We start from the raw sequence: 26978 nt of genomic DNA, 5'->3' as shown, positions 1-26978 counted from the left end.
ACAGGCTGAGCGGCTGTCCCTAATCGGACATCCAGGTGCAATGAATATCTGCATTGGAAAACTTTGCCAATATAAAAATGCAGCAATGTACTGCTTACTATCGCACCGCTATGGCGCGAAATTTGTGGAGAGGCGTAATGGTAGTTCCGGAGTTGAATGTGGATGTCAGCAGTGCCCTTGAAGGTCTTTTTGCCCCCTTCAATCGTATCGATGTACCGGGCCTGGTGGTGGGCATTGCGCAGCACGGCAAGCTGCTATACCGGCGCGGCTTCGGGCTCGCCAGCCTGGAGCACGCAGTGGCCAATACACCGGACACGCGCATGCGGATCGGCTCGATCAGCAAGCACTTCACCGCTCTCCTGGTGCTGCTGCTGGTCGAGGACGGCAAACTCGATCTCGACGCGCCGATCCGAAGCTACATTCCCGAACTCACCGGCCCGGGCGGCGACCCCACGGTCCGGCAACTCCTCATGCATCGCGGCGGCTCGCGCTGCTTTGTAGACATCAGCATCCTATGCCGTGGATTGGCGGTGCCGCCGGCAGGGACCGCGCTGGCCACGCAGGTTCGCCAGACGGGGCGCAACTTCGCGCCCGGCGACACGATGCTTTACAACAACGGCGGCTATCACCTGGTGTCGATCGCGATCGAACGGGTGGGCGGTGCGTCGTTCGAGGCGCAACTCAAGCAGCGCCTGTTCGATCCCCTGGGGATGCGCGATACCGAGTCGATCCCAAGCGATTACAGCATCACGCCGGGCATTGCGACGATGCATGTGCCGGCGCCGGGCGGCGGCTGGCGGCGCGGCCTGTTTCCTTCGGAGGAGAACCGGGGCGAGGGCGGCATCGTCTCGACGGTCGACGACATGCTGCGCTGGACCGACCATCTTCGCACGCGAGACCGGTTCGGCTCGCCCGCCACCTGGACTGCGCTGACCGGGCTTGTGCCTTTTCCGGACGGAACCATCGGAGGCTATGCGTTGGGTCTGGCGGTCGAGTCCTATCGGGGGGTGCGTCTCGTGCATCACTCCGGAGGCGTGATCGGCGGGTCGAGCCAGATGCTCACGGCGCCCGACCATGGGCTCGATATCGTGATTATGGCCAACGGCGCGCCCGCGTGCAGCCCGGTGAAGCTGGCCGAGCAGGCGCTCCAACTCATTCTTGCCGACCATCTGGGGGAGCGCGCGCCGACGATCGCAGCGGCTGACTACAAGGATCTGCTCGGCGACTGGTGGTCTGCGGATACCGGCATGCTCTATGGCCTGCTTGACGAGGAGGGCGAGCTGAAGTTGTCGCTGTGCGGGGCACCGCAAGGCGTGCCGTTGAAAAAAGCACCTGACGGACGGATTCTGCCGGCCATGAACATGGGTGGGGTCGAGTTCGGGCGGGACGATGCGTCCAGTAGCGACGAGTTGACGATCAGGTTCGGCGGACAATCCGCGGTCTATCGAAAGGTCTCCAGGGACACCGCCGATACGGAAGCTTTCGTCGAGGCGGCCACGGGCCAGTACTACAGCGCCGACGCCGACTGCACAGCCGTTATCGCCCGGGAGGGTGAACGCATCATGCTTCGTTGCGGCGATGCGTATGGGCAGGCCGAGTGCGAGCTGGTTTGTCTGGGCGAGAAGATCGCATGCCTCGCGCCCGCCGCGACAGGTTGGGCCGCCGCGTTGAGTTTTTCGACGCAAGGCGGGCGAATGACAGGATTCCAGATCAACCTGCCGCGCACCAGGTATCTCTCGTTCGAGCGGAAACAGACACGTTGAGTGGCTGTCCCGGACCGGACACGCAAATGCAGTGAATATCCACATTGGAAAAATTTGCCAATGTGGAAAAAACGACCCTATACTACTTACTATCGCGCCGCTATGGCGCCAATCTGTGGAGAAAGCGTCATGGTGGTTCCGGAGTTGAATGTGGATGTCAGCAGTGCCCTTGACGGTATATTTGCCCCTTTCAATCGCAGCGATGTGCCGGGCCTCGTGGTGGGCATTGCGCAGCACGGCAAGCTGCTATACCGGCGCGGCTTCGGGCTCGCCAGCCTGGAGCACGGCGTGGCCAATACGCCGGGCACGCGCATGCGGATCGCCTCAATCAGCAAGCACTTCACCGCTCTCCTGGCTCTGCTGCTGGTCGAGGATGGCAAACTCGATCTCGACGCGCCGATCCGAAGCTACATTCCCGAACTCACCGGCCCGGGCGGCGACCCCACGGTCAGGCAACTCCTTCTGCATCGCGGCGGCTCGCGTTGCTTTATAGACATCGGCATCCTGTCTCGTGGATTGGCAGTGCCGCCGGCGGGGACCGGCCTGGCCACGCAGGTTCGCCAGACGGGTCGCAACTTCGCGCCTGGCGACTCGATGCTGTACAACAACGGCGGCTATCACCTGGTGTCGATCGCGATCGAAAGGGTGGGCGGCGCGTCGTTCGAGGCGCAGCTCAAGCAGCGCCTGTTCGATCCGTTGGAGATGCGCGATACCGATTCGATCCCAAGCGATTACAGCATCACGCCGGGCATTGCGACCATGCATACGCCGGTGCCGGGCGGCGGCTGGCGGCGCGGCCTGTTTCCTTCTGAGGAGAATCGCGGCGCGGGCGGCATCGTCTCGACGATCGACGACATGCTGCGCTGGACCGACCATCTTCGAACGCAAGACCGGTTCGGCTCGCCCGCAACCTGGGCTGCGCTGACCGGGCTTGTGCCTTTTCCGGACGGAACCATCGGAGGCTATGCGTTGGGTCTGGCGGTCGAGTCCTATCGGGGAGTGCGTCTCGTGCATCACTCCGGAGGCGTGATCGGCGGGACGAGCCAGATGCTCACGGCGCCCGACCATGGGCTCGACATCGTGATCATGGCCAACGGCGCGCCCGCGTGCAGCCCGGTGAAGCTGGCCGAGCAGGCGCTCGAGCTCATTCTTGCCGACCATCTGGGTGAGCGCACGCCGACGATCGCGGCGGCTGACTACAAGGATCTGCTCGGCGACTGGTGGTCTGCGGATACCGGCATGGTCTATAGCCTGATTGGTGAGGAGGACGTGCTGAAGCTGTCGCTGTGCGGGGCATCGCAAGGGGCGCCGTTGAAAAAAGCACCCGATGGACGGGTCATCCTGTCAGCCGCGAGCATGGGTACGATCGAACTCGGGCTGGACGATGCGGCCAGGAGCCACGAGTTGACGATCAGGTTCGCCGGACAATCCGCGGTCTATCGAAAGGTCTCCAGGGAGACCGCCGATGTTGAAGCTTTCGTCGAGGCGGCCACGGGCCAGTATTACAGCGCCGACGCCGACTGCACAGCCGTTATCGCCCGGGAGGGTGAACGCATCGTGCTTCGTTGCGGCGATGCGTATGGGCAAGCCGAGTGCGAGCTGGTTTGTCTGGGCGAGAAGGTTACATGCCTCGCGCCCGCCGTGACGGGTTGGACCGCCGCGTTGAGTTTTTCGAAGCAGGGCGGGCGAATGACAGGATTCCAGATTAACCTGCCGCGCACCAGGTATCTGTCGTTCGAGCGGAAACAGATACGCTGAGCGCTGGCCCGGGAGTACACACAAAATCCTGAATGCCATTGACGGGACCGGAGCCCGTCACTTCCGTTTTGCAGCACGGTGGAGTCTGCGTTGTGCAGACCCTAACCCCATCATTGAGGTAGATGAAGCGTATGACGCAAGCTCAGCCTGTTTCGATTCCCAACACCCGGACAATCGATTTTGTTTCCGGGGTCAATGACCAACAATACTCGATCAGCGTGGCGTTGCCGTGGCTGCCTGCGCCCGAACGCGGCTATCGGGTGCTCTACGTGCTCGATGGGTATTCCTATTTCGCGAGTGCGACGGAAGCCGTTCGCGCCAACGTGCATGATGTGGTTGTGGTGGGTATCGGGTATCCCACCGATCCTGCTTTTATAAAGAAAGCCATCGAGCCGTTTGGGCCCAAGCCGGGATTGAGCGAACTGGAGTCGATCGCCTACGCGTTCGGGATGAGGCGGTCGTATGACCTCAGCTTGCCGATTAGTGCCGAGGTCCTTGCTGCGCAGAACATACCGGTCTTCAATCGGACAACGGAACAGGTTGGCGGTCTCGATGACTTCCTTGCGACGATCGAAACGGAGGTCAAGCCGCGCGTTGCGGAGCTGGTTTCCATCGACTCATCGAACCAGGCCATCTTTGGGCACTCGCTCGCCGGTCTGGCTGTTCTGCACGCGTTATTCGTCGAACCGAACGCGTTTCGAACCTTCATCGCGGCCAGTCCGGCGATCTGGTGGGGCGAGAAAGTGGTGCTGGCGAATGAGGAAAAATTTTCAGCCGCTGTGGTCGCCGGCGCTGTCAGTCCACGGGTGCTCGTGACCATCGGGAGCGAAGAGGAAACGGCGAAACCTGTCCCGGCCGGATTCGGTATGGATCAGGCCGAACTCGATGCGCGGGTTCGAAGCGCGCGAGCGATCGGGAACGCGCGTGATCTCACCGCGAGATTGCAAGCCTTGCGCGGATCGAATGGCTATCAGGTTGAGGACTTCGCGATCTTCGCCAAACAGGGGCACGGGCTTGCACCGTGGCCGGCGCTCGGTCGCGCGATCGACTTCGCTTTTAATTGAAGCGTCTCCAGGAACACCGCCAACGCTGAAGCCTTCATCGTCGCAGCACGATGGAGCCGGTGTTGTGCAGACCATAACCAATCATTGAGGTAGATGAAGCGTATGACGCAAGCTCAGCCTGTTTCGATCCCCAACACCCGGAAAATCGATTTTGTTTCCGGGATCAATGGCCAGCAATACTCGATCAGCGTGGCGTTGCCGTGGCTGCCCGCGCCGGAACGCGGCTACCGGGTGCTCTACGTGCTCGATGCGCATGCCTATTTCGCGAGCGCCATGGAAGCCGTTCGCGCCAACGTGCGTGATGTGGTTGTCGTGGGTATCGGGTATCCCAGCGACCCTGCCTTTATCCAGAAAGCCATTGAGCCGCTTGGGCCGTTGCCGGGATTGAACGAACTGACGTCGATGGCCTACGCTTTCGGGCTGAAGCGGATGTACGACCTCAGCTTGCCGGTCAGTGCCGACGTCCTTGCCAAGGAAAACATACCGGGCTTCAATCTGACAACGGAACAGGTTGGCGGTCTCGATGACTTCCTTGCGACGATCGAAACGGAGGTCAAGCCGCGCGTCGCGGAGATGGTGTCCATCGACCCAGCGAACCAGGCAATCTTTGGGCATTCGCTCGGCGGTCTGGCTGTTCTCCACGCGTTATTCGTCGAACCGAACGCCTTTCGGACCTTTATCGCGGCAAGTCCGTCGATCTGGTGGAGCGAGAAAGCGGTGCTGGCGAACGAGGAAAAATTTTCGGCCGCTGTGGGCGCTGGCGCTGCCAGTCCACGGGTGCTCGTGACCATGGGGAGCGAAGAGGAGACGGCAAAACCTGTCCCGGCCGGGCTCAAGATGGAGCAGGCCGAATTCGACGCGCGAATTCGAAGCGGGCGAATGGTCGAGAACGCGCGTGAGCTCGCCGCGAGATTGCAAGCCTTGAGCGGATCGAACGGTTATCAGGTTGAGGACTACGCGGTCTTCCCCAAACAGGGGCACGGACTTGCACCCTGGCCGGCGCTAGGTCGTGCGATCGACTTCGCTTTTAATTGAGCGGAACAGGCTCTCGCCCAGTGGGGCGTCGGAGCGCGGACGCTCGCGATTGAACGAGCCCGTGTCCTACCGAACGCGTCACTGGGCATCGCCTGAAGAAGGAGACCGGCGCGAAAGTGGCCCGACCTCTTACCCGAGAGTGGCGCCCGGCGCTTTCGCGCGAGCCTGGAAGCGCCGATGCTCCTCGGGTGGCACCAACGAACCGCCCGTCGCCCAGACCACGTGCGTCGCGGCGCTCAAGTCGAGATTGCGGGCACGCAGGTACTCACGACCGGCGGCCGACTCGCTCAGCCACGCCGGACCGCCGACGCCCGCCACGGCCGATGGTTCAAGCTCGATCTCCATGGTCCGCTTGACCACGTGCAACTGCGTGTAGAGCTCATCGTCGCTGACTGTGAATACGCCGGCGAGCTGCGCGGCCATGAGAGGGCTGACAAGATACGACGCCTGCCCGACCGCGAGCCCGTCGGCGTCCGTGCGATTGTCGAGGCCGATGTCATAGACGGACACCGCTTCATCGCAACCGGCCGCCAGTTGGACCAGCATGCACGGTGAAGCGACGGGCTCCGCGAAGAAACCATGCACATGCGGGCCGAACAAGGCCTTCAGGCCGTAAGTGATGCCGCCCGGCGCGCCGCCGACGCCACACGGGATATACACGAAGAGCGGATGCTCTGCGTCGACGATGCGGCCCGCCTCGGCAAGCTGCGCGGCCAGATGGCGGGCCGCCGCTGCGTAGCCGAGAAACAGCATCAACGAACCTTCATCGTCGACGAAATGACAGCGCGGCATTTCCAGCGCCTGCGCGCGTCCGCCCGCAACGGCTTGGGCATAGTCGCCCTCGTGCTCGACGACACGAACGCCACGCTGCCTCAGGCGCTCTTTCTTCCAGAGTTTCGCGTCGGTGGACATGTGCACGACCGCCTCGAACCCCAGCGCTGCCGCCATGACACCGATACTCAGACCGAGATTGCCGGTGCTGCCTACCGTGACCGTGTGTTGCGCAAACAGCGCCCGCGCCGCCGGCGAGGCGAGGAGGCGGCGATCATCGGTGGCGTCTATGAGGCCATGTTCGATGGCAATCGATTCGGCCAGCGCCAGCACCTCGTGGAAACCGCCGCGAGCCTTGATGGAACCTGCAACCGGCAGCGCATCGTCGCGCTTGATGAACCACGCGCCCTGAGGGTTGCCCGGACCCGTCAAGGCGGCTTGCAGGCGGTCGGCGCGTACCAGCGGGGACTCCACCCTCCCCGCGCTCACGCGGAGTTCGGGAAACAGTTGCGCCATCAACGGCTCGCAGCGCGCCAGCCGCTTCTCGGCTTCTGTGATCAGGTCTGTCGACGGAGCGGCCGCCGGCAAGGGGCGACCGACATGGGGGTTGAGCCACAGCAACGGTTGCAGTGATCTTAGTTCGGATAACAAATCGTTGGATTCAAGCATTGACTATCTCGGTGACGCCGGCTCGAATGAGCAACGCGTGCGGGTGGGAGCGGAGCGTTCCACCCCCACCCTGGTATGACGGCGCGGCCCAGCGATGCAGGCCGCGCCGTAACGGAGACGCCGGCAATCCCCGCGCCCATGGTCCGCTTTAGAACGGGACGTCAACCTGCATGCCGACGGTCAGAGGCTGGATAAACGCCACAGAGGCAGGGCCTCCGCTCGGAACGAAGGAGGTCCCGGCAGTCAACATGCCGCGTCGGTTGAAAAGGTTATGAACAAAGAAGGAGACGTTCGCCTTGCGCAGATCGATACCGGCACGCAGGTCCGTTGTGAAATAGCTCGGCATACTGAAGTTCGGCAAGCTCTTGCTCCCGGGGAAGTTCGAGTTGCGTTGCCCGATAAACGTCTCGGTCGCACCCGCGTAGGCGCGATACGAGGCGACATTGAAGAGATAATCGACATTGAGCGTGGCAGAAAAATCGGGCGTGTTCGGCAGGCGATCGCCCGACGCGGCCCCGATGCCGGACACATCCTGGGTGAGCCGGGAGTCCAGATAGGTGAGGCCCGCTCCCAGGCGCCACTGCGGAGTCGGATTCAGGGTGCCGAAGAACTCCAGTCCCCTCGAACGGGCCTTGCCGCCATTGGTGACCACACCGAGGGTATTGACGATGGTGTTGAGCTGAATGTTCTTCCATTCGATATCGAATGCTGAAACGGATATCGACGCGCGCTTATCCAGGAAATCGGCCTTGTAGCCCACTTCGTAACTGGTCAGCGTGTCAGGGTTGAACGTTCCCGGCGTCATTTGCCCGGTGACGGGATCGTGTAAGCTCGGCTGCGGACCGCCGGGACGGTAGCCGGTTGCGACGCGTCCGTACAGGCTGCTGTTCTGTGTCAGCAAATAGCCGAGCGTGAAGAGATAGGTCTTGCTCGTATCAGCGGACTGGCCGGGGTTATTCCCGTTTCCGGCAAGCGGGCCCGATGAGATGGCACTGAATGTCTGATCGTTGTGGGCAATCCGCAACCCGGCGGTTGCTGACAATCGGGTGGTGAAGTGATAGGTCAGATCGCCGTAGGCTGCATATTCCTTGTAGGTCGACGGAAAATTATTCGTGAGCAGCGTGAGCGATGTCCCCGGCCCCGTGGCGGTGAGAGCCTGATCCTGGTTGCTGCTTTCGTGTGTGTAAAAAAGCCCCGCAATCCACTCGAGCTTGCGATTGGCCGGCGAGGTGAGGCGTAATTCCTGAGTAAACTTGTCCGTTGAGGCCGACAGACTCGCGGCAGCCGTACGGAACAGCGGTGCACCATACAGGGCGTTCAGGAGGCCCGGATAAACGGGCGAATCGTCGCTGATGTTGCTGCTGCGTATGGTCTGATAGGCCGAGATAGCGTTCAGGCGTGCCCACCCAAAATCGTACTCAATGTTCGCGGAATACAGTTCGATTATCTGGTCGAACGGTTCATCGACCAGCCGGCTCTGGGTGAGGTCGCCGTAGAGGGGTTGCCGCGTGTAGAAATTGTAGTCGACGGCCGCGTTGCCATCGCGCTTGATCTGCTGCGTGGTCGCGGTCAGGCGCACCGTCAGGGCATTGGTTGGCGTCACTGTCAGGGATGCCCGGCCGCCGCGCGTACTGGAGCCATTCACCCCTTTCTCCGGATCGCTACCGATACGGTTCACATACCCGCCATCCTGCTCGTTGAACGCGCTGACTCGCAGGGCAGCGACATCCTGCTTGATCGGCACATTCACCACCGCGCTTTCGGTGTGGTTGAGGCCACCATGTTCGGTGCCCGAAAGCATGACGCCCGCATGACCGGTGATGCCGCCTTCGCTGTCCGGCTCGTTTGTCACATATTTCAGCAGGCCGCCCATTGCACCTGCGCCGTACAGGGTGCCTTGCGGACCTCGCAGCAACTCGATGTGGTTGAGGTCGAGCAGGCCCATGTCCAGTGCAAGTTGTGCACCTAGCCCATAGATCGTACTGGAGCCAAACGGCACCTCGTCGACGTAGACACCGACCGTCGGCGAGATGTCAGCGCCGGTCGTGATCCCGCGCATGCTGATCTGAGCGTTACCCGCTCCCGACGAGGTGAGGGCTACGCCCGGCTCCTTCGTCAGGTAATCGCTCATCGACGCGTCGCCCTTGCGTTGAAGTTCTTGCGCACCCAGAGCATTCACCTGCATCGGCACTTCACGCGCCGGTTCCCGGCGCCGGTTCGCCGTAATTTCGACCGTGTTCAGGGTGGTGACATCGCCGGTCGCAGTGGTCTTGGCGGGCGCTTTAGGCGTGGCCGGCGCCGCTGCGTTCGTGGCGCTTGCGGCGACGGGTGCGGAACCCGGCGCTGTATTGGAGGGAGCCGTTTGGGCATGCGCACACAGTACCGTCAGGCCGACAGCGGGCCCGAAAAACAGCGATGCATAGCGGCCGCCCACCGGCCGCCCGCTCGCGCGACCGTTGTTACGCTTGCCCCGCGGGGGCCTGTTCTGATTGATTCTTATACCCACGATGGGTCTCCTCCTTGAATTCCATGATTAGGGTTCAACTGGTTGGAGTGGCCCGGCGGGATCTCTGCCGCTCCTTGTACCGAGGCCACAGACACAAGGTAGCAAAAATTATCCAGAAAAGAAAATATTTTCGCAAATGAGATATTCCGGCCACTTTGAGCAAGTTGGGAAGTTGGGCGGCCCGATTCTGCAAAGGCCGAGGCCGTGAGGCCCGTGGCGGCTGCGCCCAGCGTTGTGGGATGGCCGACCGCAGCATTTTTTGCCGCTTCTGTCATTCAACCGCGCGTTCGACGGCGATGGCTTTGCAGCAGGCCACACGCTCGCAAGGGACCAGGAAGTGTTGAAATTTTCCTAAATGGAAATATTTTTGTCATTCGGTACAATGGCAAACATTGGCAGCGACATCGGGCGGCTCGACACCTGAATCCCGGAGAGCGGCTGTTTGCTGGAAGAAGACTGGGTGGGAATCCATGGAGGTGCCCGCCGGTTTGGCTCGCAATCACACGCAGCCCCACGACGCGCTGCATGTGATTGCGATACGGCAGGCCGCCGCCCGGCCTGATGACAATTCGACATCGAAAGAGAAAAAATGAAATTCTTCATGGCCGGCCTCGACACCGAAACCAATACCTTTTCGCCTATCCCTACAGGGCGGCAAAGCTTCGAGCAGCTATTGATCGCATACGGGGACGCCACGCAGCGTCAACTGAACTGCTGCTCCGCTCAGCTCGCGACCTGGAAGCAAATGGCCGATGCGCGAGGCTGGACGGCGGTCGAAAGTCTCTGCGCGGTGGCGGAGCCGGGGGGCATTACCAGCCGCGCCGTGTACGAGGAGTTTCGGGAAAGGATCATTGCTGATCTGAAGGCGGCAGATACAGTCGACTTCGTTATCCTCGCGCTGCACGGAGCCATGGTGGCTGACGGCTATGACGACGTCGAAGGCGATCTGCTCAGCCATATCCGGCGGGTTGTCGGGCCGGACCTGCCGATTGGAGTGGAACTGGATCTGCACGCCCATCTCACCCCGCTTATGCTCGACAAGGCAACGGCAATCGTGACGTACAAGGAGTACCCGCATGTCGATATCGAAATTTGTGCGGCCCAACTCTTCGAACTCGTTGCCGACACGGTAGCCGGTAAAGTCAGGCCCAAAATGGCGATGTTCGATTGCCGGATGCTAGGCACCTTCAGAACGCAGGATCAGCCTCTGCGCGAGTTCGTCGAAAGAATGAAAGCGATGGAGGGCGCCGATGGCATCCTCTCCGTGTCTTTCGTGCATGGCTTCCCATGGGGCGATGTCGCGGACGTCGGCGCCAAGATGCTCGTGATCGCCGACGGTGACCAACGGAAGGCCGCTACCGTGGCCGCGGCACTGGGCGAGGAGATCTGGAGCAAACGCGCAGCCCTGACGCCGGTTTTCAAATCGATAGACGAAGCGTTGGATCGCGCATGCGCCGCTGCCGAGGGCCCGATTGTTCTAGCCGATGTGTCCGATAACGCCGGCGGCGGTGCGCCAGGCGATTCGACTTTCATTCTGCAGAGAATCCTCGAGCGGGGCATCGACAATGTCATTAGCGCGCTGTACTGGGATCCGGTTGCCGTCCGTTTCTGTCAGGAGGCCGGCGAAGGGGCGAGACTGAAACTTCGTGTTGGGGGAAAAGTCGGTGCCACCTCGGGCCAGCCGCTGGATCTGGACGTTACCGTGCGCCGGATAGCGTCCGGCATCACGCAAAGATTCGGCTTCGTCCCCATCAGTATCGGCGACGCAGTTTGGGTTAGCACCGGTAACGTCAATCTGATTCTTAACACGCATCGAACGCAGGTCTTCCACCCTGAATTCATGGTCGCATTGGGACTCGATCCGAGTCAGTTCAAAATCATTGTCGTGAAGTCCCTCAATCACTTCCACGCGGCCTTTGCCCCGCTCGCCAAAGACATCATTCATGTCGACGCGCCGGGCGCGCTCAAAAGAGACTTTGGCACCCGGCCTTATGCAAAGGCGGCCAGATCATTGTGGCCTGCTGTAGACGATCCATTTGCGGATACGCAGTTGCACGACTGACGGGTTAGGGGCGGCGCGTTCCGCATACGCCGTCGGGATTCGGCATATGCCGGCAGCACTTTCAGACAATGGTTAGGGGTTCAGAAATGGCGGTACAAGATTATTTTTCAGCCACCTACGTCGAAGCGCGGGAAAAATTTCTCAAGGCGGCTCAAGCCTCGGGCATGACCGTTGGGCGCGTCTTTCATCCGCACAAGATTGGACCTGACGGCGCGGCGCTTTCGATCGACTCAGCCCTGTTTTCGCCTGACAACGCCAGGTCATTGCTCGTCATAACGTCGGGAACGCACGGCGTGGAGGGCTTTTGCGGATCGGGATGCCAGGTCGGTTTGCTGAACGACGCCGATTTTCTGGACGAACTGCGGGACAAGGCGGTCGCGCTGCTCCTCATTCACGCTGTCAATCCTTATGGGTTTGCGCATCTGCGCAGAGTGAACGAAGACAACGTCGACCTGAATCGCAACTGTGTTGATTTCAGCAAAGCTGTCGGCGCCAACCCGGATTACAAGGAACTGGATGCATTGCTCCTGCCCGCTACGTGGCCGCCAACGGATGCCGACAATGACGCGTTTGCCAACTACATCCGGCAGCATGGCGAGCGCAAGTTGCGCGAGACCGTGACGAAGGGGCAATACGAGGTGCCTGACGGCATGTACTACGGCGGCAGTTCGCGCTGCTGGAGCACACAGGAGGTCAAGGCGATTCTCGGCGCGCACCTGCCCAACTTCGATCGTTTGGCGTGGGTGGATATCCATACCGGTCTCGGCGCCCAGGGTCACGGCGAGAAGATATTTATGAGCGAGGACATACCCGCACTGCGGCGAGCGCGCAACTGGTGGGGCGCCGATGTCAAACCGATCTTTGACCCGCGCTCGGTTTCAGCCGTTTTCGATGGGCCGTTGATGAGTACCGTCTACGACGGATTCCCGACAGTCGAGAAGACCACGCTCGGCCTCGAATTTGGGACCTACGAGACGTCGCGGGTCTTGCAGGCGTTACGCGCGGACCATTGGCTGCATCGGCATCCTGACGTATCCGCTGAACAGTCGGAGCAGATCGGCCGGAACCTCAAAGACGTCTTCTATTGCGATGACGACGCTTGGAAAGGCATGGTGTTCGCGCAGACGCGCGTCATCGCACTGCAGGCGATTTTTGGTCTTGCCGGGAAGGGCGACTGGGACTAAATCCTGGCTGACTGATCAAGCGTCACTGGAAATATTACTGAGGTTCAAATGTCCCATTCCATGCTGAACGCTGAACTTGAAAGATTCATTGACATCGGGATTCCTGGCAGGTCCGCCGCGATTGCAAATCGAACGGGCGTGATCTGGTCACATACTTCAGCACGAGGATGCGATGGTGAATGCGCCGTTCTTCGCTCGCGCCTGTAATTTGCACCACAGCCGCGCTCGCCAGGTGAGGTCAGTTTGTGCCGCTAATGGGTGAAGATGGGTGGGCAGGTTATTAAGTGGGTGGGTGACTGGTTTCGAGCTGGTCTCTAGAGACGTGGATGGTCGCCGGAATGCGGAGGCCTGACTCAACCGTTGAGCATGTACGTCACCCTGTCGGTCGGCGTCGTCAGGATCGAAAATGAAATTGCGTTCCTGTGCCGCCCAAACACGGTTTTCTCGATGCGGTAGACCGTTTGCGAAACAGGACACGCAAGCAAGGTCGCTTCGTCTTGCGACGGAAAGCCCACGTTGATGCTGCGCTCCGCCTCCGCGGGATGTTCTTTGTAAAGATTTTTGAGCGCGTCGTAGAACGATCCCCCGTTTTTGACGAGCGTGACAGTGTCTCCGTATCGGTCCTCCAGGAAAAAAAGCTGTTCGATCGTAAGAGGATGATCGTCGACGAGAAGTAATCGTCGAATGCTTACGATCTGCGCGTCGACTGCAGCGTCAAGCTTGGACCTGACGGTGTCAAGACCAAGGTTTGGAACCGGATCGAGAATCCGAAAATGCACGCTGTGCCCGAGACTCTGCATCGCCTCGGTGAACCCTGTAAGAGAGACAAGTGTCTGCTTCACCTTCGGAACCGTGGCCATGGTTCCCTTGCCATGCACCTTCTGCAGAAGTCCCTCGTCGCAAAGTTCCGAGACCGCACGCCGCAACGTAATCCGGCTTACCGAATACAGCTCGCAAAGTTTGCTCTCGGATGGCAGATAACGGTCGTCGGCGTAGGAGCGGCTTTTCAGATCGGCCATGATTAGCCGCTTAACCTGCTCGTATAGCGGCGTGGAAGTCGACTTGTCGATCATGTTGGACGGGCCCTTGAAGCAGCTAATTTGCTGGCTCGCAATCCTGCCACGCAGGGCCCGGCTAGGCAAGTTCGATCGGCCGCCACCTTCGGCGCGGTCGATCGGGCAGGAGTTGCGTGAATCAATCTTCGGAAGTAATCAGTAGCTGATTTTTTTCATATAGCGACGGCCCTCGAGCATGACGTGATTGCGCAGGTTCGCCATCTTGTATGCGAACTTCCACAGCGTGTCGAAAAAGATCAAGGGCACGAGGTTGCCCTTGAACTCGTCGTCAATGCCGTCAAGGTCAAGCTTGGCGGCGTCAAGCACCATGATTTTTTCAGGTGAGCCGAACCGTTCGAGAAATACTTTGGCGCGTTCTTGCTGCGGCCTGGTTCTGTCCAGTCCCATTAAAAGGACGAAGGCACGGTCCCGATCGAGCACTTCGAATGGACCATGGAAGAATTCACCCGCGTGAACCGCCTGTGAGTTTATCCACAGCATCTCCATCAGCACGCATATCGAAAACGAGTAGGCCGCGCCATAGCTCGCGCCGCTAGCAAGCGTATAGATCACTGACTCGCCATGCAATTGGCCTGCGTATTGGGTAAATAGCGGCTCGAACGTGGCGTGTGCGCGATCGATCGCCGGTTGAAGATTGTTAAGACTGGCGACCAGGGGTGCCAGCTTGTCGATCCCGTCATGTGCTTTTACCAGTCCCATGACTAGCTGGTAGAGCCGGGCGTAATTGCTGTCGCGTGCATCAATCGGTACCCCGGTTGTGTAGGGTGCCTCGAATCCGATCGGGAAGTCCACCTCCTGCGCCAGTGGCGACAACGTATCCACCGATAGTCCGACCGTTACAGCGCCCTTGGCTTTCGCGTGCTGCGCGGCACGCAAGGTCTCCTTAGTTGTACCTGTCATCGAACATAGGATCACCAGCGACGTGCTTCCCAGGATCACCGGATCACGCTGTACGAACTCGTCAGCGTTAAGGCAATCCGACGCGAGCTTGCGCGAATAACTGTCGAGAAGGAACTTGCCCGGGTACATGACTGATAGCGAGCCCCCGCAAGCCACGAAGAAAACGTGATCGATTTTTTTATCAGTCAGGCCATTCAGAGCTCGTTCCACGTCGGCATGGAGAAGGGATGTTGCGTCGTTCATTGAAGACCTCTTGGTTGTAAGCGTCGGATACCGCGAAAAACGAACGATATCGCTTTGCGGAATAGGATGTCATAGGACGTCATGATAATATTGGTTGCCGATATTCTCGTCAACACCGCCGTGTCGCTCGTTAGGGCGGATTTAGGAGCCGACGGTTTGTATTTGACTGTGAGAAAATCGTGTGAGAACATTCTCATTAACTGATATTTCGGGGGACAAGATGAGCCGTATCGTCGCGGTGGGGGACAACGTGGTGGATTGCTATCCGGCTTTGGAGCAGATGTTCCCTGGCGGAAATTGTCTGAACGTCGCGGTGCTGGCCTGTCGCGCTGGGGCGCAGACCGGCTACGTGGGTGCGATCGGACGAGACGACGCGGGCCGGGCGATCGAAGCGGCGCTAGCAGCAGAGGGCGTGGATGTCACGCACTTGAGGACGCCGGGTGGGCAGACCGCTTATTGTGTTATCGGCCATCAGGGAGCGGATCGAATCTTCCTGCGCGCCGATCTGGGCGTGTCCCGGTTCGAGCCGTCCGAATCGGACTTTGCCTTCGTCGATGATTTTGATGCCGTGCATGTGGGTCAATCGAGCGGCCTCGACGCCCATCTGGAGCGATTCGCGCGTAAGTCGCGCCTCTCCTATGACTTTTCAACACGACGCGATACCGCACATCGCGCCACCGTGGCGCCGCACTGCTTCCTCGCGTCGATTTCGGGAGGGGACCTATCCCGTGAAGAGGGTTTGCAAATGGTCAAGCAGGTCATCGCCGGCGGCGCCTCATGGTGCCTTCTCACCCGGGGCGAAAAGGGGGCGATGCTTGCAAGCAAATCAGCGGTCTTCGAGATACCGGCCGCGCCAACAATCGTGGTGGATACGCTCGGCGCTGGGGACACCTTCATAGCCTGGACTTTGACTGGGCTGCTTCACGGAAATGCGCCGCAGGACATATTGAGTGCCGCGGCACTTGCTGCCGCGAACACGTGCACCCGAATGGGCGCGTTGGGCCATGGAGCACCCATGTCCATCGGTTAATACACCTTCGCTCAAGGCGGCGCACGCTGCGTTGAGCGTGCACGGAAGAGCAGATACGAGCTCAGGTGGCGGACTGAGATAACAGCGAAGTCACGGAATCGCGCATGCGAATGCGCGGAGCCAGCACTAACTGTTCGATGGGTGTGTCGTCGCCTCCAATGCGGGCAAGGATAAGCCGCGCAGCCGCGCGTCCCATTTCATTGAGCGGCTGTGCGATAGCCGTGATGCTGGGGCGAAGAAAGCTCATCCAGTCGAGATCGTCAAAGCAGATTAGCGAAAGTTCGCGAGGTAGCTCGATCCCGAGCGTGCTGATCGCCCCCATGACGCCCGCAGACATTAAGCCGTCCGCCGTGAAAAGGGCTGTGGGGGCATCTCCGCCTCGCAAAAGGTCAAGCGTCTCCTCCCTGGCGGCTGCGCTGGAGTACGCGCCTACGCGACGCACCAGGCGCTCATCAACTGGCACGCCGCTCTCGGCATGCGCTTCCAGATACCCCAGCAGGCGCTGCCAGCTCGGATACAGCGTGCCCGGTTCGACCGAAGAAAACGAATTCATCCCGATAAACGTCCGGAGGTCTCCGAAAGTCGACTGCTCCAGCTCAGCGACGATCCCAATCCGTCTATGCCCGGCACGCAGCAAGATTTGAACGGCTTCTTTGGCCGCGCCGCGGTTGTCCAGGGTGACAGAGTCGGCCTTCAGCCCTTTGACGAAACGGTCGATCTGGACCACGGGGCAATGGGCTGCGAGGGCATCCTGCAAATGCCTGGAGCTTTCCAGATCGCATGGCGCGACGATGATGCCGTCCACCTGCTTCTCCATAAGTAGTTGGACCGCGTCGCGTTCGCGCTGGAATACCTCGTCACTGTCCGTCACGATGACGCCAAATCCTTTGCTGCGGGCAACGTCGGCGATGCCACGCAGAATGCTGGCATAGAAGGGACTTTCGATGTCGCCGGCCACCACGCCGATCGTCTGCGTCTTCCCGGTGATCAAGCCTCGGGCCAGCAAATTTGGCCGGTAGCCCAGCTCCTCTGCGACCGCGCGGACCTTCTCCTTGTTCTCGTCGCTCGCATAGCCATATCCACCCAGCACACGGCCTGCGGTAGCCGTGCTTACGCCCGCGCGACGGGCGACTTCGATGATCGTTATTTTGTCTGAACGCTTCTCTGCCATCGTGTCTTGCCCTGTTGTCGAGGAGTGAATCTCGCTGATCCGACCTAAGCCATTCGCACGGCTCGCGACGGTGATTGTATTCGTGCGTTCAAAGCTTTGGCTGCCCAGATTGCGTCTTGCACGTCCATCTACCGTTGGTCGCTTCCAGCGGGCACAGCGCGAACGTGTTGTGGAAAACAGTCAAAACTACCTCATGGCAAACCCTAAATTCGTTTTGCTCACTTGACGCATCCCCACGTCCATGATCATATATGAGAACGTTCACACAACGCGCAACATGATTGAAAAAGGCGTCTTTCCCGAATCGGGCCAGCAGCCGTGAAAGGTCCGACGCAACGAAAGTCTACAGCGCTCGCCCATTACTCGTACTAAACGGAAGGAGTCTGAAAAGTGATTTCGAAATTTACTGGGTATCGGCATGTATCCACGCTGATCGCCGGCACCCTGATTTCCCTCGGCTCGGGTTTTGCCCACGCGCAGGCCGTCGATGCGCAACTGCGTGCTTTGGTTCCGGCACAGTATCAACAGTCCGGCGTAAAAGTTGCAGCATTCAACGACTGGCCGCCGGACGAATTTGCCCAGGAAGGGGTGCTGAAAGGCTGGAGCATCGATATGGCAACCGCTATGTCGGCCCGGCTCGGGATCAAGTTTGAAATAACCGGCACCAGCTTCGACGCTATTTTGCCCGGACTGGTCAGCAAGCGATTTGACGCAGGCTTCGCGTCGTTCGGCGTAACGCCGGAGCGCCTCAAAGTTTTGGATTTTGTACCGCAGCGCAAAGAGGGCACGGCATACGCGTTCCCGTCCAGCAAGTCCTATTCGATCGTCACCGAGGCCGATTTGTGCGGTCACAGCATCGCCGTTCTCACGGGCGCGTGGGACCTGCAGTACCTTAAGAACGTTAGCGAAAATACCTGCGTAGCAAAGAAGCTCCCGCCGATCGACCTTAAGCAGTTCACAACCGAAAACGCCGCTGAGCTCGCGGCGTCGTCTGGACGCGTCGAGCTGGTCGCGGCGGGCTCCGCCAAACTGCTCTACCTTGCAAAGCAGACCGGTGAATTCTCAGTTTCGAAACTGACAAGCAATCCGGTCTATAACGGCATCGGCATTCGTACAGGTGACAAGTTGGGCGTCGCGCTTGCTGCGACGCTGCAGGCAATGATCGACGACGGTAGCTACGCAAAAATCATGACCAAGTGGGGCGTCAACAAAAACGGGATGATTGACAAGGCGGTGCTGGTCACCGAGGCGGACCCGAATCCCACCCGTGGGCCCCTAACCAAGGGCCAGCCATGAGCAAGAAGGTTTTAACGACGTCCGACGAGAAGGCAAACGTCTTCCCACGGCCCATTCCGCGCTCTCATCCTTCCTGGTGGATTGGCGGGTCGATCTTGCTACTGTTGATCGGGCTGTTTGTACGCGTATTGGTTACCAACAAGAATCTTCACTGGGACGTTGTCGGCGCCTATCTGTTCAGCCATGAGATTCTGGATGGGCTGCGCCGCACGTTGAGCTTGACCGCTCTTGCTATGTTGATTGGTCTCTCTTTGGGCGTGCTGCTTGCGATCATGCGGTTATCGCGCAATCCCATTTTCCAGGCTTTTAGCTGGGCCTGGATATGGTTCTTCCGCGGCGTGCCGCCTCTGGTCCAACTGGTTTTCTGGTACAACATGGCGCTGCTTTTTCCGACCGTGAGTGTTGGGATTCCTTTCGGCCCCCAGTATTTCTCCTGGGACACCAACGAGCTGATCACCCCGCTGAGCGCCGCGATCTTGGGACTGGCTTTGACGGAAAGCGCGTATGCAGCCGAGATGATTCGAGCAGGCATCCAGGCGGTCAGCGCAGGACAGTCCGAAGCGGCAGCTTCCCTAGGTATGACGCGGAGCCAGTGCTTGAGGCGAATCGTCTTGCCTCAGGCACTGCGCATCCTGATTCCGCCCATCGGCAATGACACTATTTCCATGCTCAAGTTCACATCGTTGGTCAGTGTGCTCGCGCTACCGGACCTCTTATATTCGGCGCAGATGATCTATTCGAGAACGTATCAGACGATCCCGCTGCTTATCGTCGCGACGATCTGGTATCTCGTGCTTGCGACGGTTCTTACGGCGATCGAGCACTATATCGAGCACCATCTCGCCAGTGATTTCAAGGCGGGTCCGGCAAAAACGCAATTCGGGTGGCTGAAGACAACTTTGCTGCAGTCGGTAGGCGTGAGGAGGTCTGTATGAGCCACGACGAGCCTCTTCTGCACGTTGATCGCATCAGCAAGAGCTACGGTGACGTGAAGGTGCTGAAAGGTATCAGCTTGACGGTTAACGCGGGCGACGTCACGTGCATCGTCGGGCCCTCCGGTTCTGGCAAGAGCACGCTTTTGCGATGCCTGAATCGCCTGGAGATCCCGAACGATGGGGTGGTGTACCTGGAAGGGCAACCAGTCGGATTGAGATGGAAAGAAGAGAAGCTCTATGAGATGAAACCAGGCGAGCTGGCGGCTCAGCGCCAAAGCATGGGTATGGTGTTCCAGGGGTTTCACCTTTTTCCGCACAAGACAGCGCTGGAGAACATCATTGAAGCGCCGATGATCGTGAAGAAAACCAATAAGCGAGACGCGGTTCAAAGTGCGCTTGCACTACTCGATAAAGTGGGTTTGCGGGACCGCGCGAACTATTACCCACGCCAGCTTTCGGGTGGACAACAGCAGCGCGTCGCGATAGCCCGGTCGCTCGCGATGGAGCCGAAGCTCATGTTGTTCGACGAGCCCACCTCGGCTCTGGATCCTGAGTTGGTCGGCGAGGTGTTGGCCGTCATGCGGCGACTAGCAGAAGAAGGTATGACGATGGTTGTCGTTACGCATGAAATGGCATTCGCGCGTGACGTCGCGGATCACCTCGTATTCATGGACGGTGGCGTAATCGTTGAGCAAGGCCCCCCCGCGGAGTTGATGACCAACCCGCAGCACGCGCGGACGAAGACATTTCTGGCGCGCGTGTTGTAACCGCGGACCTCGTGACGTACCTCTAGGCAGAGACAACAAAGCAATGAATTACCTGGATGAAAACTCAGTCGATCGCTTGCTCGATTATCCCGGGCTCGTGGATGCACTACAAACCGCACATGCCGGACAGGGTATGCCGGAGACTGGCGCATTGGTGATGGACTCGCCGGCAAGCGGGGATGACAAGTTCGTCTCGCTGATGGCATGGGCCGCCGACGACATGATTGCAGCGAAGCTGGTTGGAGTATTTCCGGACAATATGCAACTTTGTCCGCCGCAGCCAACGGTGCAGGGGATCGTAGCGCTTTTTGACGGCAAGACCGGCGCACCGCTGCTGATTTGCGACGGCGGTTCGCTGACTCGTCGCAAGACCGCCGCGGACTCTGCGCTTGGCGCGAGGTTGCTGTCGCGAGCCGATTCGCAGGTGCTGCTGGTTGTCGGAGCAGGCGCGCTTGCTCCGCACATTGTCGAGGCGTATGTTGCTGTGCGCCCATCGCTCAAGCGAATCATCATCTGGAACCGCACGCACTCACGCGCAGTGAGGCTGGCATCGACATTAGAGCATGTCGGCGTGAGCGTTCAGGCGGAGCCAGACCTGAAGCTGGCCCTCGCTGCGGCGGATATCGTATCGTGCGTCACGATGTCCTCGGCGCCATTGGTTCGTGGCGCGCTCCTTCGGCCAGGCACTCACGTCGACCTGATCGGGGCTTACGCGCCCGACATGCGCGAAGCGGATGACGAGGTAGTAAAGCGAGCGCACATATTTGTTGATACAAGAACCGGTTGCGAGCGCTCCGGTGAAATCGCACAACCCATAGCGGCTGGACTGATAACGAGTTCGTCCATTCTCGCCGATCTGTTTGACCTGTGCTCCGGCAGACACCCTGGACGTACGCATCCCGATGAAATCACGATGTTCAAGAACGTTGGTGGCGCGCATCTGGATATGTACACGGCTCGCCATTTGATGAAGCGGGCAAAAGACGCGCTTGAGTGTTGACCTGTCCGGGTGGCGACGGTCCTCGAATGCGCAAGCATGAAAAAACATGTGGAATTCGAGGGCTAGCCGCTTGAGAGGACCGGAGCGCCGCAGGGTTCCCTGTGCCACGTGATTAATTATTCGCCATAAAAAATATATATCCCGGTTTACGATCAGTAATCCTAATAGTAAAAAGAAGTATTCCATAACCTCCTACTACGGATTTCCGCCATGAAACGCGTTTCCTTCATTGCTGCCTCTCTGGCCGCCGCTTTCTCCAGCATGTCTGCTCAAGCTCAAAATTCCGTCACCTTATACGGAATCATCGACACGGGTATGACCTACCTTCATAACTCAGGGGGCGATAGCACGCAGATCAAGATGTCCAACGGGAACGAATCAGGCACGCGTTGGGGCTTGACGGGAAAAGAAGACCTGGGAGGCGGACTTAAGACAATCTTCACGCTGGAGGCCGGCTTTAGTCCGACGACAGGAGAGATACAACAAGGCGGGCGATTTTTCGGCCGGCAAGTTTTTGTGGGGTTGACAGCGGACCGGTGGGGCACGTTGACCGTTGGTCGCCAATACGATGCGACGACGGACCTGGTGCTACCCGTACAGGGCGACAACTTTCTTGGTGGCGTCTTCACGTCTCCCGGAGACGTTGACAATGCCGATGCGAGTGCACGATTCAATAACTCGATTAAATATGCCAGTCCTGTCTGGGCGGGCCTGCAGGCTGAGGCAATGTATGCAGTCGGGGGCGTCGCCGGGGCGAGCGGGTCGGGGCAGTCGTACATTGGCGCGCTGGCGTACACGATCCATCATTTGAGCCTCGCGCTCGGCTATACGCATATAGATAACGGTAACGCGATACTTTCGACCCGCGGTACAACAACCTCAGACACGTTGTTTAATAGTGCGGTCAACAGCGCCTATGCGTCAGCTAGCGCGATAGATATTGCTCGCGCAGGCGCGGCGTACACCGCAGGGCCGGTCACATTCGGCGGCTATTACAGTTTTTCGAAGTATCAGTCAGATGCCAGCTCCACTTTCGTTACCCCCGAGAAATATAACAATGGATCCATTTACGCTAATTGGCAGATTTCGGCATTTCTAAATGCCGAAATAGGCTATACGTATATGAAGTCTAGTGGAGATTCATCTGCGAAATATAATCAATTCGCAGTAGCTGCGGACTATTTTATCAGTAAACGCACTGATTTCTACGCATGGGCTGCCTACACCCACGCGACCGGTCAAAACGGAATGGGCAGCGCGCAAGCGGTGATTGGATCGACCGACATCAATGCGGGGGCGAGTTCGCAGGCGAACCTGACCGTTGGCATTCGACATCGTTTCTGACGGTGGGCCTGACGTTCTGTCGCCGTGGATGGTTTGTCGCCGAACGCGGCGTTTTTCAGTCGGCAAGCAACAATCAGAATAGTTCATGAAATACCTTAATTTCAGGCTTTTGCAGTGAATGATGGGAAAATTTGGCGTTCATTTTTATCAATGAGGAGTGCGACGTGGCTTCAAAAGTTGTTATTGTGGGCGGTGGCGTGATCGGTAGTTCCGTAGCGTATTTCTTACGCGCAGCGGATCCTACCGTTGAGGTCACCGTGATCGAACGCGATCCGAGTTACGCCCGATCGTCGTCAGCGCTGTCCGCTGCTTCGATCCGACAACAATTCTCGACGCCGCTCTCTATCCAGATGTCGCTATATGGCATCGAATTTCTCCGCTCGATTGGAGCGCGGCTTGAGATCTCTGGTGAGCAACCTTCGATCGATCTCCACGAAGGTGGGTATCTTTTCCTCGCCACTCCGGCGGGCGAACATACTCTTCGGGAAAACCATGCGCTGCAAACGAGCCTTGGTGCAGACATCAGCCTCCTGGACAAAGAAGGTCTGCAACAACAGTTTCCGTGGCTCAATGTTGAAGACCTTGCCGCGGGCGCGTATGGCGTATCCGGGGAGGGGTGGTTTGACGGGTACGGACTGGTCCAGGCGCTGCGCAGGAAGGCTCAAGCGCTCGGAGTTTGGTACGTTCCTGCAGACGTAGTGGGCGTGAAGCGGGATCGGAAAAAAATTACGCACGTTCTCGCGTCAAACGGCCAGGAATATCCTTGCGATACGGTGGTCAACGCTGCGGGTGCCTGGGCGCGGAGGGTCGCCGAAATGGTCGGTATCGACATCCCTGTTTTTGCAAGACGTCGCAGCATTTTCAACGTATCGTCGCCTGCGAAACTGATGGGGTGTCCGCTACTGATTGACCCGACAGGCGTTTATTTCCGGCCGGAAGGCAAGACGTATATCTGCGGAACATCTCCTGCCGCCGATAACGATCCGGACGACCTTCCGCTAGATCAGGTAGATCACAATCTGTTCGACGAGGTGATCTGGCCGACACTGGCTAATCGCATACCCCAGTTCGAGGCGCTGCGCGTCGAGAATTGCTGGTCCGGTTATTACGAATACAACGTGTTTGATCATAATGCCATTATCGGACATCACCCCGACGTGGAAAATTGCATCTTTGCCAACGGCTTCAGCGGCCATGGTCTGCAACAAGGGCCGGCAACGGGGCGCGGTATCAGTGAATTGATTTTGAACGGCAAGTATTCAACCTTGGACCTGTCGTCGCTAAGCTGGACACGAGTACTGGAAAATCGGGCGATTGTCGAAAGGAACGTCGTTTAGTCTTGCGTAAGGAACAGACACAGCCAGCGGCGATCGGTTGTGCCCGCTCAAACCATTTGCGCAAAGTCATGGAGCGGACACGGAGAGATTTCGTTGCAAGGCTCGGGCGACGGCACCGTCACGTTGCTCGGGCCGTCGCTTATGATGATGCGATGAAGAAAGATTTTGCGCGGGTCGTATGGGGCGGTTGGAGGGGGTGCCGTTTTGATGCCACTGGCCGGCGTTTTACGTCCACGCTAGTTTTCAGCGGCTCGTGGCCAACCCCTGGCCGCGCATCGAGTTCGGTTTGAAGCGCGAGCCGAGCCGATACCGGTTGCCGGGGTGAACGAAGCGGGCGAATGTCACCGGCGTGCCGTTGGTCCAGGTGCGGCGCGTCAGCATCAGGCAAGGTTCGTCGGTTCGCATTCCGAGCAGCGCTGCCTGTTCAGGCGTCGGCAGGCAGGCGTCCACGATATGCTCGATTTCAAGTTCGTAGTGCGACACATTGTTGTAGAGATACTGCGATGGCGGCTCGGCCGTGAAGTCCTGCGTGAGAAAATCCGGTGCAGCAGCGGGGTTCACATATCGGTCTTCGAACTGAATGGGCCGTCCGTTTTCCATGTGTACGCACGTCAGATGAAACACGGACGTATTCCTGGGCAGCCCGAACGCCGCAGCGACCTCGGCCGATGCGGCTTCGCGCGCCAGCGTATTGACCTTGCAGGCGTAGTCGTGCCCTCGCGAGCGAATCTCATCGCGAATATGGGCGATCATCAGCAGGTTCGACTGCGGTTTGCTTTCGGCGACAAACGTGCCGACCCCGGCGACGCGTTCGAGTTCGCCCTCGGCAGTCAGTTCGCGTAATGCGCGATTGACCGTCATGCGCGCTACCCCGAACGCCGTCGCCAGATCGATCTCCGACGGGATGCGCTCACCAACACCCCATTCGCCTGCACGAACCTTGTCGCGCACAACGGCCTTGATCTGCTGAAACGGCGCACCCGGTTTTTGAGCCATATGTACTACCTTTCGATTCCGATTGAGCGACACCGATTCTATTACGCTTTTAGTCGTGCTCAAGCGACGCGAGCAAGGTGCGCAGAAACATGTCATTTTCTTCTTCTGTACCGACGGTCACGCGGACAAAATCGTCCAGTTCGTATGCGCCGAGCGGCCGGACCACGATGCCGGCCCGCAGCAGCCGTTGTGCCACCGTCTTTGCGTCGTTCAAGCCAATCGTAATGAAATTCGCATGCGTCGGGATGAATGGAATGCCCCGATGCGCCAGCGCTTGCGTGATTTGCGTAATGCCCGCACGGTTCAGGCTCTGTGTGCGTTGCAGGAATGCGCGATCGGCGAGCGCCGTCAAGGCCGCGCGCTGCGCGAGTGCATTGACGCTGAACGTCGGGCGGATTCGGGCAACGGCGTCGACAAGATCGGGATGCATGATGCCGTAACCGACTCGCAGCGAGGCCAACCCGTACGCCTTCGAAAACGTTCGCGCGACGACCAGTTGCGGATAACGCGCAACCAGTGAAATCGAATCGGGTCGCAGCGCGGGATCGACGTAATCGATATACGCTTCATCGAGCACCACGAGTGTATCCGGACCCACTGAATCCAGAATGACTTCGATCTCCGCCGGAGACAACAGCGTACCCGTTGGATTGTTGGGGTTGCAGATGTAGACGAGGCGCGTCGTGTCGGTCAACGCCGCGCGCATCGCGGCAGGATCGTGACGGTAATTGGACGCCGGCACTTCGATTGCGCTAGCGCCGCGCGCCTTGATGCTGATCGGATAGGCCTGAAATGCGTACTGTGAATAGAGGCCCGCGGTACCGGCGCGCAAACTCAACGCGGCGCACAGATCGATCAGTTCGTGGGAGCCGTTCGTCACCGCGATATGATTGGCCGGTACACCATGATAGCGGCTAAGCGCGTTGCGCAGATCGAATGCATCGCTGTCCGGATAGCGCGCGAGCGCGGTATCCGCGCCGCTGAACTGCTCAACCAAGGCTTGCGCGACATGTGGGCTGCAGCCGAGCGGGTTTTCATTCGATGCGAGCTTGATGATGCGCGCCAGACCATATTCGCGCGCAACTGATTGCTCGGAGCGGCCCGGGACATAGAGCGGCAACGCACGGATATGCGCGGGCACCGGTGCGTCTTTCACGGCATCGTCCAGCTCGCTTTTCGCTTCGCTCATGCGCCCACCTGTCCTTGATCCGCGCGCCACACTATCGGAAATAGCGGGTGCGCCATCGGCGCGCCCTCGGCGAGCGTCTCGCGCAGGCCTGGAAACTCAGGCGATGTGCGCCACGGGCGTGGCTTGTGACGGATATCGTCGCCGATAAACCGCAGCGAAAACGCGCGGCGCCGACGGTTGCCGCCAACGCCCCCCGACGCATGCAACGTCAGCATATGAAAGCACACCATATCGCCTGGTTCGAGTTCCCAGCCGATGATCGGATACGCGTCACGATTGCTTTCGATATCGGGCAAATCAGTCAGACTGCCTTCGGGAAACCACTTCGCCTCGTTGGCAATGAACGTGCGAGGCATGAGCCACGGCCCGCGATGCGAACCCGCGACAAATTCGAGTGTCGACGCTCGCGTGACCGGATCGACGGGAATCCACATGCTGACGTTCTGGTCGCCGGTGATGTTGTAGTACGGCTGGTCCTGGTGCCATGGCGTGCGTTGGCGCGTGTTTGGCTCTTTCACCAGTAGATGATCGTGATAGAAGCGGACCGCTTCGCCGCCCATCAACGCACCCGCTACGCTCGGCGCAGGCGATTCCATGACGAATCGACGGTAACCGTCGTTATCCTGCCAGTTACAGAAGTCCTCGAAAAACCAGCCTGGATCGTCCGGCCGGCTCGCCACTTTTGCACGCGGACTCGGCTGGGCGATGTTGCGGTCGATAGCCTCGCGCAACATCGCCAGTTCATCCGTGGAGAAAATATTGCGAATACGCACCGCGCCATCGACGCGAAACGCCCGCACCAGATCGTCGGTCACCGCGCGCGCGACGCGCTGTTGAATGGTTTCAGACATCTCCGTTTCCTTTGTGTGGGGTTGACATGTC

General features: G+C 59.3%; 23 protein-coding genes. 13 read left to right on the top strand and 10 right to left on the bottom strand.

Going from position 1 to position 26978, the window contains the following annotated elements:
- Window positions 1-137: 137 nt before the first annotated feature.
- The 4 genes from HHL24_RS14140 (at window position 138) to HHL24_RS14125 (ending at window position 5620) form a co-directional block, all read left to right on the top strand.
- Window positions 138-1763 carry a serine hydrolase domain-containing protein gene (locus HHL24_RS14140; RefSeq protein ID WP_169486072.1) on the top strand — a complete coding sequence of 542 codons (1626 nt, stop codon included), beginning with the start codon at window positions 138-140 and terminating at the stop codon, window positions 1761-1763.
- A gap of 129 nt (window positions 1764-1892) precedes the next feature.
- Entirely contained in the window at window positions 1893-3521 is a 1629-nt protein-coding gene (locus HHL24_RS14135) for a serine hydrolase domain-containing protein (protein WP_169486071.1), read from the top strand.
- A 131-nt stretch (window positions 3522-3652) separates the two neighbouring features.
- On the top strand, window positions 3653-4585 hold the full coding sequence (locus HHL24_RS14130) for an alpha/beta hydrolase (protein ID WP_169486070.1): 933 nt from the start codon (window positions 3653-3655) through the stop codon (window positions 4583-4585).
- Between the two features lie 102 nt (window positions 4586-4687).
- Entirely contained in the window at window positions 4688-5620 is a 933-nt protein-coding gene (locus tag HHL24_RS14125) for an alpha/beta hydrolase (protein WP_169486069.1), read from the top strand.
- A 129-nt stretch (window positions 5621-5749) separates the two neighbouring features.
- On the opposite strand, the gene HHL24_RS14120 is transcribed toward HHL24_RS14125, so the two are convergent.
- From HHL24_RS14120 to HHL24_RS14105, 4 genes are all read right to left on the bottom strand, one after another.
- On the bottom strand, window positions 5750-7060 hold the full coding sequence (locus HHL24_RS14120; RefSeq protein ID WP_169486068.1) for a D-serine ammonia-lyase: 1311 nt from the start codon (window positions 7058-7060) through the stop codon (window positions 5750-5752).
- 148 nt (window positions 7061-7208) lie between these two features.
- A complete protein-coding gene (locus tag HHL24_RS14115; protein WP_329606644.1) occupies window positions 7209-9494 on the bottom strand; it encodes a TonB-dependent receptor in 2286 nt (761 codons plus the stop codon).
- A 62-nt stretch (window positions 9495-9556) separates the two neighbouring features.
- Window positions 9557-9841 carry a hypothetical protein gene (locus HHL24_RS14110; RefSeq protein ID WP_169486067.1) on the bottom strand — a complete coding sequence of 95 codons (285 nt, stop codon included), beginning with the start codon at window positions 9839-9841 and terminating at the stop codon, window positions 9557-9559.
- A gap of 76 nt (window positions 9842-9917) precedes the next feature.
- A complete protein-coding gene (locus tag HHL24_RS14105; protein ID WP_169486066.1) occupies window positions 9918-10169 on the bottom strand; it encodes a hypothetical protein in 252 nt (83 codons plus the stop codon).
- Here HHL24_RS14105 and HHL24_RS14100 point away from each other — a divergent pair.
- Together HHL24_RS14100 and HHL24_RS14095 are read left to right on the top strand one after the other, a co-directional pair.
- Window positions 10156-11628 (top strand): M81 family metallopeptidase, encoded by a 1473-nt coding sequence (locus tag HHL24_RS14100; protein ID WP_169486065.1) that lies wholly within the window; start codon window positions 10156-10158, stop codon window positions 11626-11628. The two genes, HHL24_RS14105 and HHL24_RS14100, sit on opposite strands and share 14 nt — an antisense overlap.
- An 86-nt stretch (window positions 11629-11714) precedes the next feature.
- Window positions 11715-12812, top strand: a complete 1098-nt coding sequence (locus tag HHL24_RS14095; RefSeq protein ID WP_169486064.1) for a M14 family metallopeptidase — start codon at window positions 11715-11717, stop codon at window positions 12810-12812.
- Window positions 12813-13165: 353 nt separating this feature from the next.
- Here HHL24_RS14095 and HHL24_RS14090 read toward each other — a convergent pair whose 3' ends face one another.
- Complete coding sequence (locus HHL24_RS14090) at window positions 13166-13885, bottom strand: UTRA domain-containing protein (protein ID WP_169486063.1); 720 nt, start codon at window positions 13883-13885, stop codon at window positions 13166-13168.
- Between the two features lie 138 nt (window positions 13886-14023).
- Window positions 14024-15031, bottom strand: coding sequence for an SIS domain-containing protein (locus HHL24_RS14085; protein ID WP_169486062.1), 1008 nt, complete (start codon window positions 15029-15031; stop codon window positions 14024-14026).
- Window positions 15032-15251: 220 nt separating this feature from the next.
- Here HHL24_RS14085 and HHL24_RS14080 point away from each other — a divergent pair, with 220 nt between their 5' ends.
- Complete coding sequence (locus tag HHL24_RS14080) at window positions 15252-16061, top strand: PfkB family carbohydrate kinase (RefSeq protein WP_169486061.1); 810 nt, start codon at window positions 15252-15254, stop codon at window positions 16059-16061.
- 61 nt (window positions 16062-16122) lie between these two features.
- Here HHL24_RS14080 and HHL24_RS14075 read toward each other — a convergent pair whose 3' ends face one another.
- Window positions 16123-17232, bottom strand: a complete 1110-nt coding sequence (locus HHL24_RS14075) for a LacI family DNA-binding transcriptional regulator (RefSeq protein ID WP_169486060.1) — start codon at window positions 17230-17232, stop codon at window positions 16123-16125.
- A 390-nt stretch (window positions 17233-17622) separates the two neighbouring features.
- Between HHL24_RS14075 and HHL24_RS14070 the strand changes: the two genes are divergently transcribed.
- The 6 genes from HHL24_RS14070 to HHL24_RS14045 all read left to right on the top strand — a co-directional run bounded on the left by HHL24_RS14070 (window position 17623) and on the right by HHL24_RS14045 (window position 23911).
- Window positions 17623-18528, top strand: coding sequence for a transporter substrate-binding domain-containing protein (locus tag HHL24_RS14070; RefSeq protein WP_206002860.1), 906 nt, complete (start codon window positions 17623-17625; stop codon window positions 18526-18528).
- Window positions 18525-19463, top strand: coding sequence for an amino acid ABC transporter permease (locus tag HHL24_RS14065; protein ID WP_169486059.1), 939 nt, complete (start codon window positions 18525-18527; stop codon window positions 19461-19463). The genes HHL24_RS14070 and HHL24_RS14065 overlap by 4 nt, the downstream gene beginning before the upstream one ends.
- Window positions 19460-20230 carry an amino acid ABC transporter ATP-binding protein gene (locus HHL24_RS14060; protein WP_169486058.1) on the top strand — a complete coding sequence of 257 codons (771 nt, stop codon included), beginning with the start codon at window positions 19460-19462 and terminating at the stop codon, window positions 20228-20230. Before HHL24_RS14065 ends, HHL24_RS14060 begins: the two co-directional genes overlap by 4 nt.
- A gap of 43 nt (window positions 20231-20273) precedes the next feature.
- A complete protein-coding gene (locus HHL24_RS14055) occupies window positions 20274-21230 on the top strand; it encodes an ornithine cyclodeaminase family protein (protein WP_169486057.1) in 957 nt (318 codons plus the stop codon).
- Window positions 21231-21440: 210 nt separating this feature from the next.
- Entirely contained in the window at window positions 21441-22574 is a 1134-nt protein-coding gene (locus HHL24_RS14050) for a porin (RefSeq protein WP_169486056.1), read from the top strand.
- Between the two features lie 164 nt (window positions 22575-22738).
- Window positions 22739-23911, top strand: a complete 1173-nt coding sequence (locus tag HHL24_RS14045) for an NAD(P)/FAD-dependent oxidoreductase (protein ID WP_169486055.1) — start codon at window positions 22739-22741, stop codon at window positions 23909-23911.
- Between the two features lie 243 nt (window positions 23912-24154).
- On the opposite strand, the gene hutC is transcribed toward HHL24_RS14045, so the two are convergent.
- The 3 genes from hutC to HHL24_RS14030 are packed head-to-tail and all read right to left on the bottom strand — an operon-like array spanning window position 24155 to window position 26947.
- Complete coding sequence (hutC, locus tag HHL24_RS14040; protein WP_169486054.1) at window positions 24155-24907, bottom strand: histidine utilization repressor; 753 nt, start codon at window positions 24905-24907, stop codon at window positions 24155-24157.
- Between the two features lie 49 nt (window positions 24908-24956).
- Window positions 24957-26096 carry a histidinol-phosphate transaminase gene (gene hisC, locus HHL24_RS14035; protein ID WP_169486053.1) on the bottom strand — a complete coding sequence of 380 codons (1140 nt, stop codon included), beginning with the start codon at window positions 26094-26096 and terminating at the stop codon, window positions 24957-24959.
- Window positions 26093-26947, bottom strand: coding sequence for a phytanoyl-CoA dioxygenase family protein (locus HHL24_RS14030; RefSeq protein ID WP_169486052.1), 855 nt, complete (start codon window positions 26945-26947; stop codon window positions 26093-26095). Before HHL24_RS14030 ends, hisC begins: the two co-directional genes overlap by 4 nt.
- Window positions 26948-26978: the final 31 nt, after the last annotated feature.

This window comes from Paraburkholderia polaris, assembly GCF_012927345.1.
In the GTDB taxonomy this organism is placed as follows: Bacteria; Pseudomonadota; Gammaproteobacteria; order Burkholderiales; family Burkholderiaceae; genus Paraburkholderia; species Paraburkholderia polaris.
Note: the sequence above shows the minus strand (reverse complement) of the source record. Positions and strands in the feature narration are given on the sequence as shown.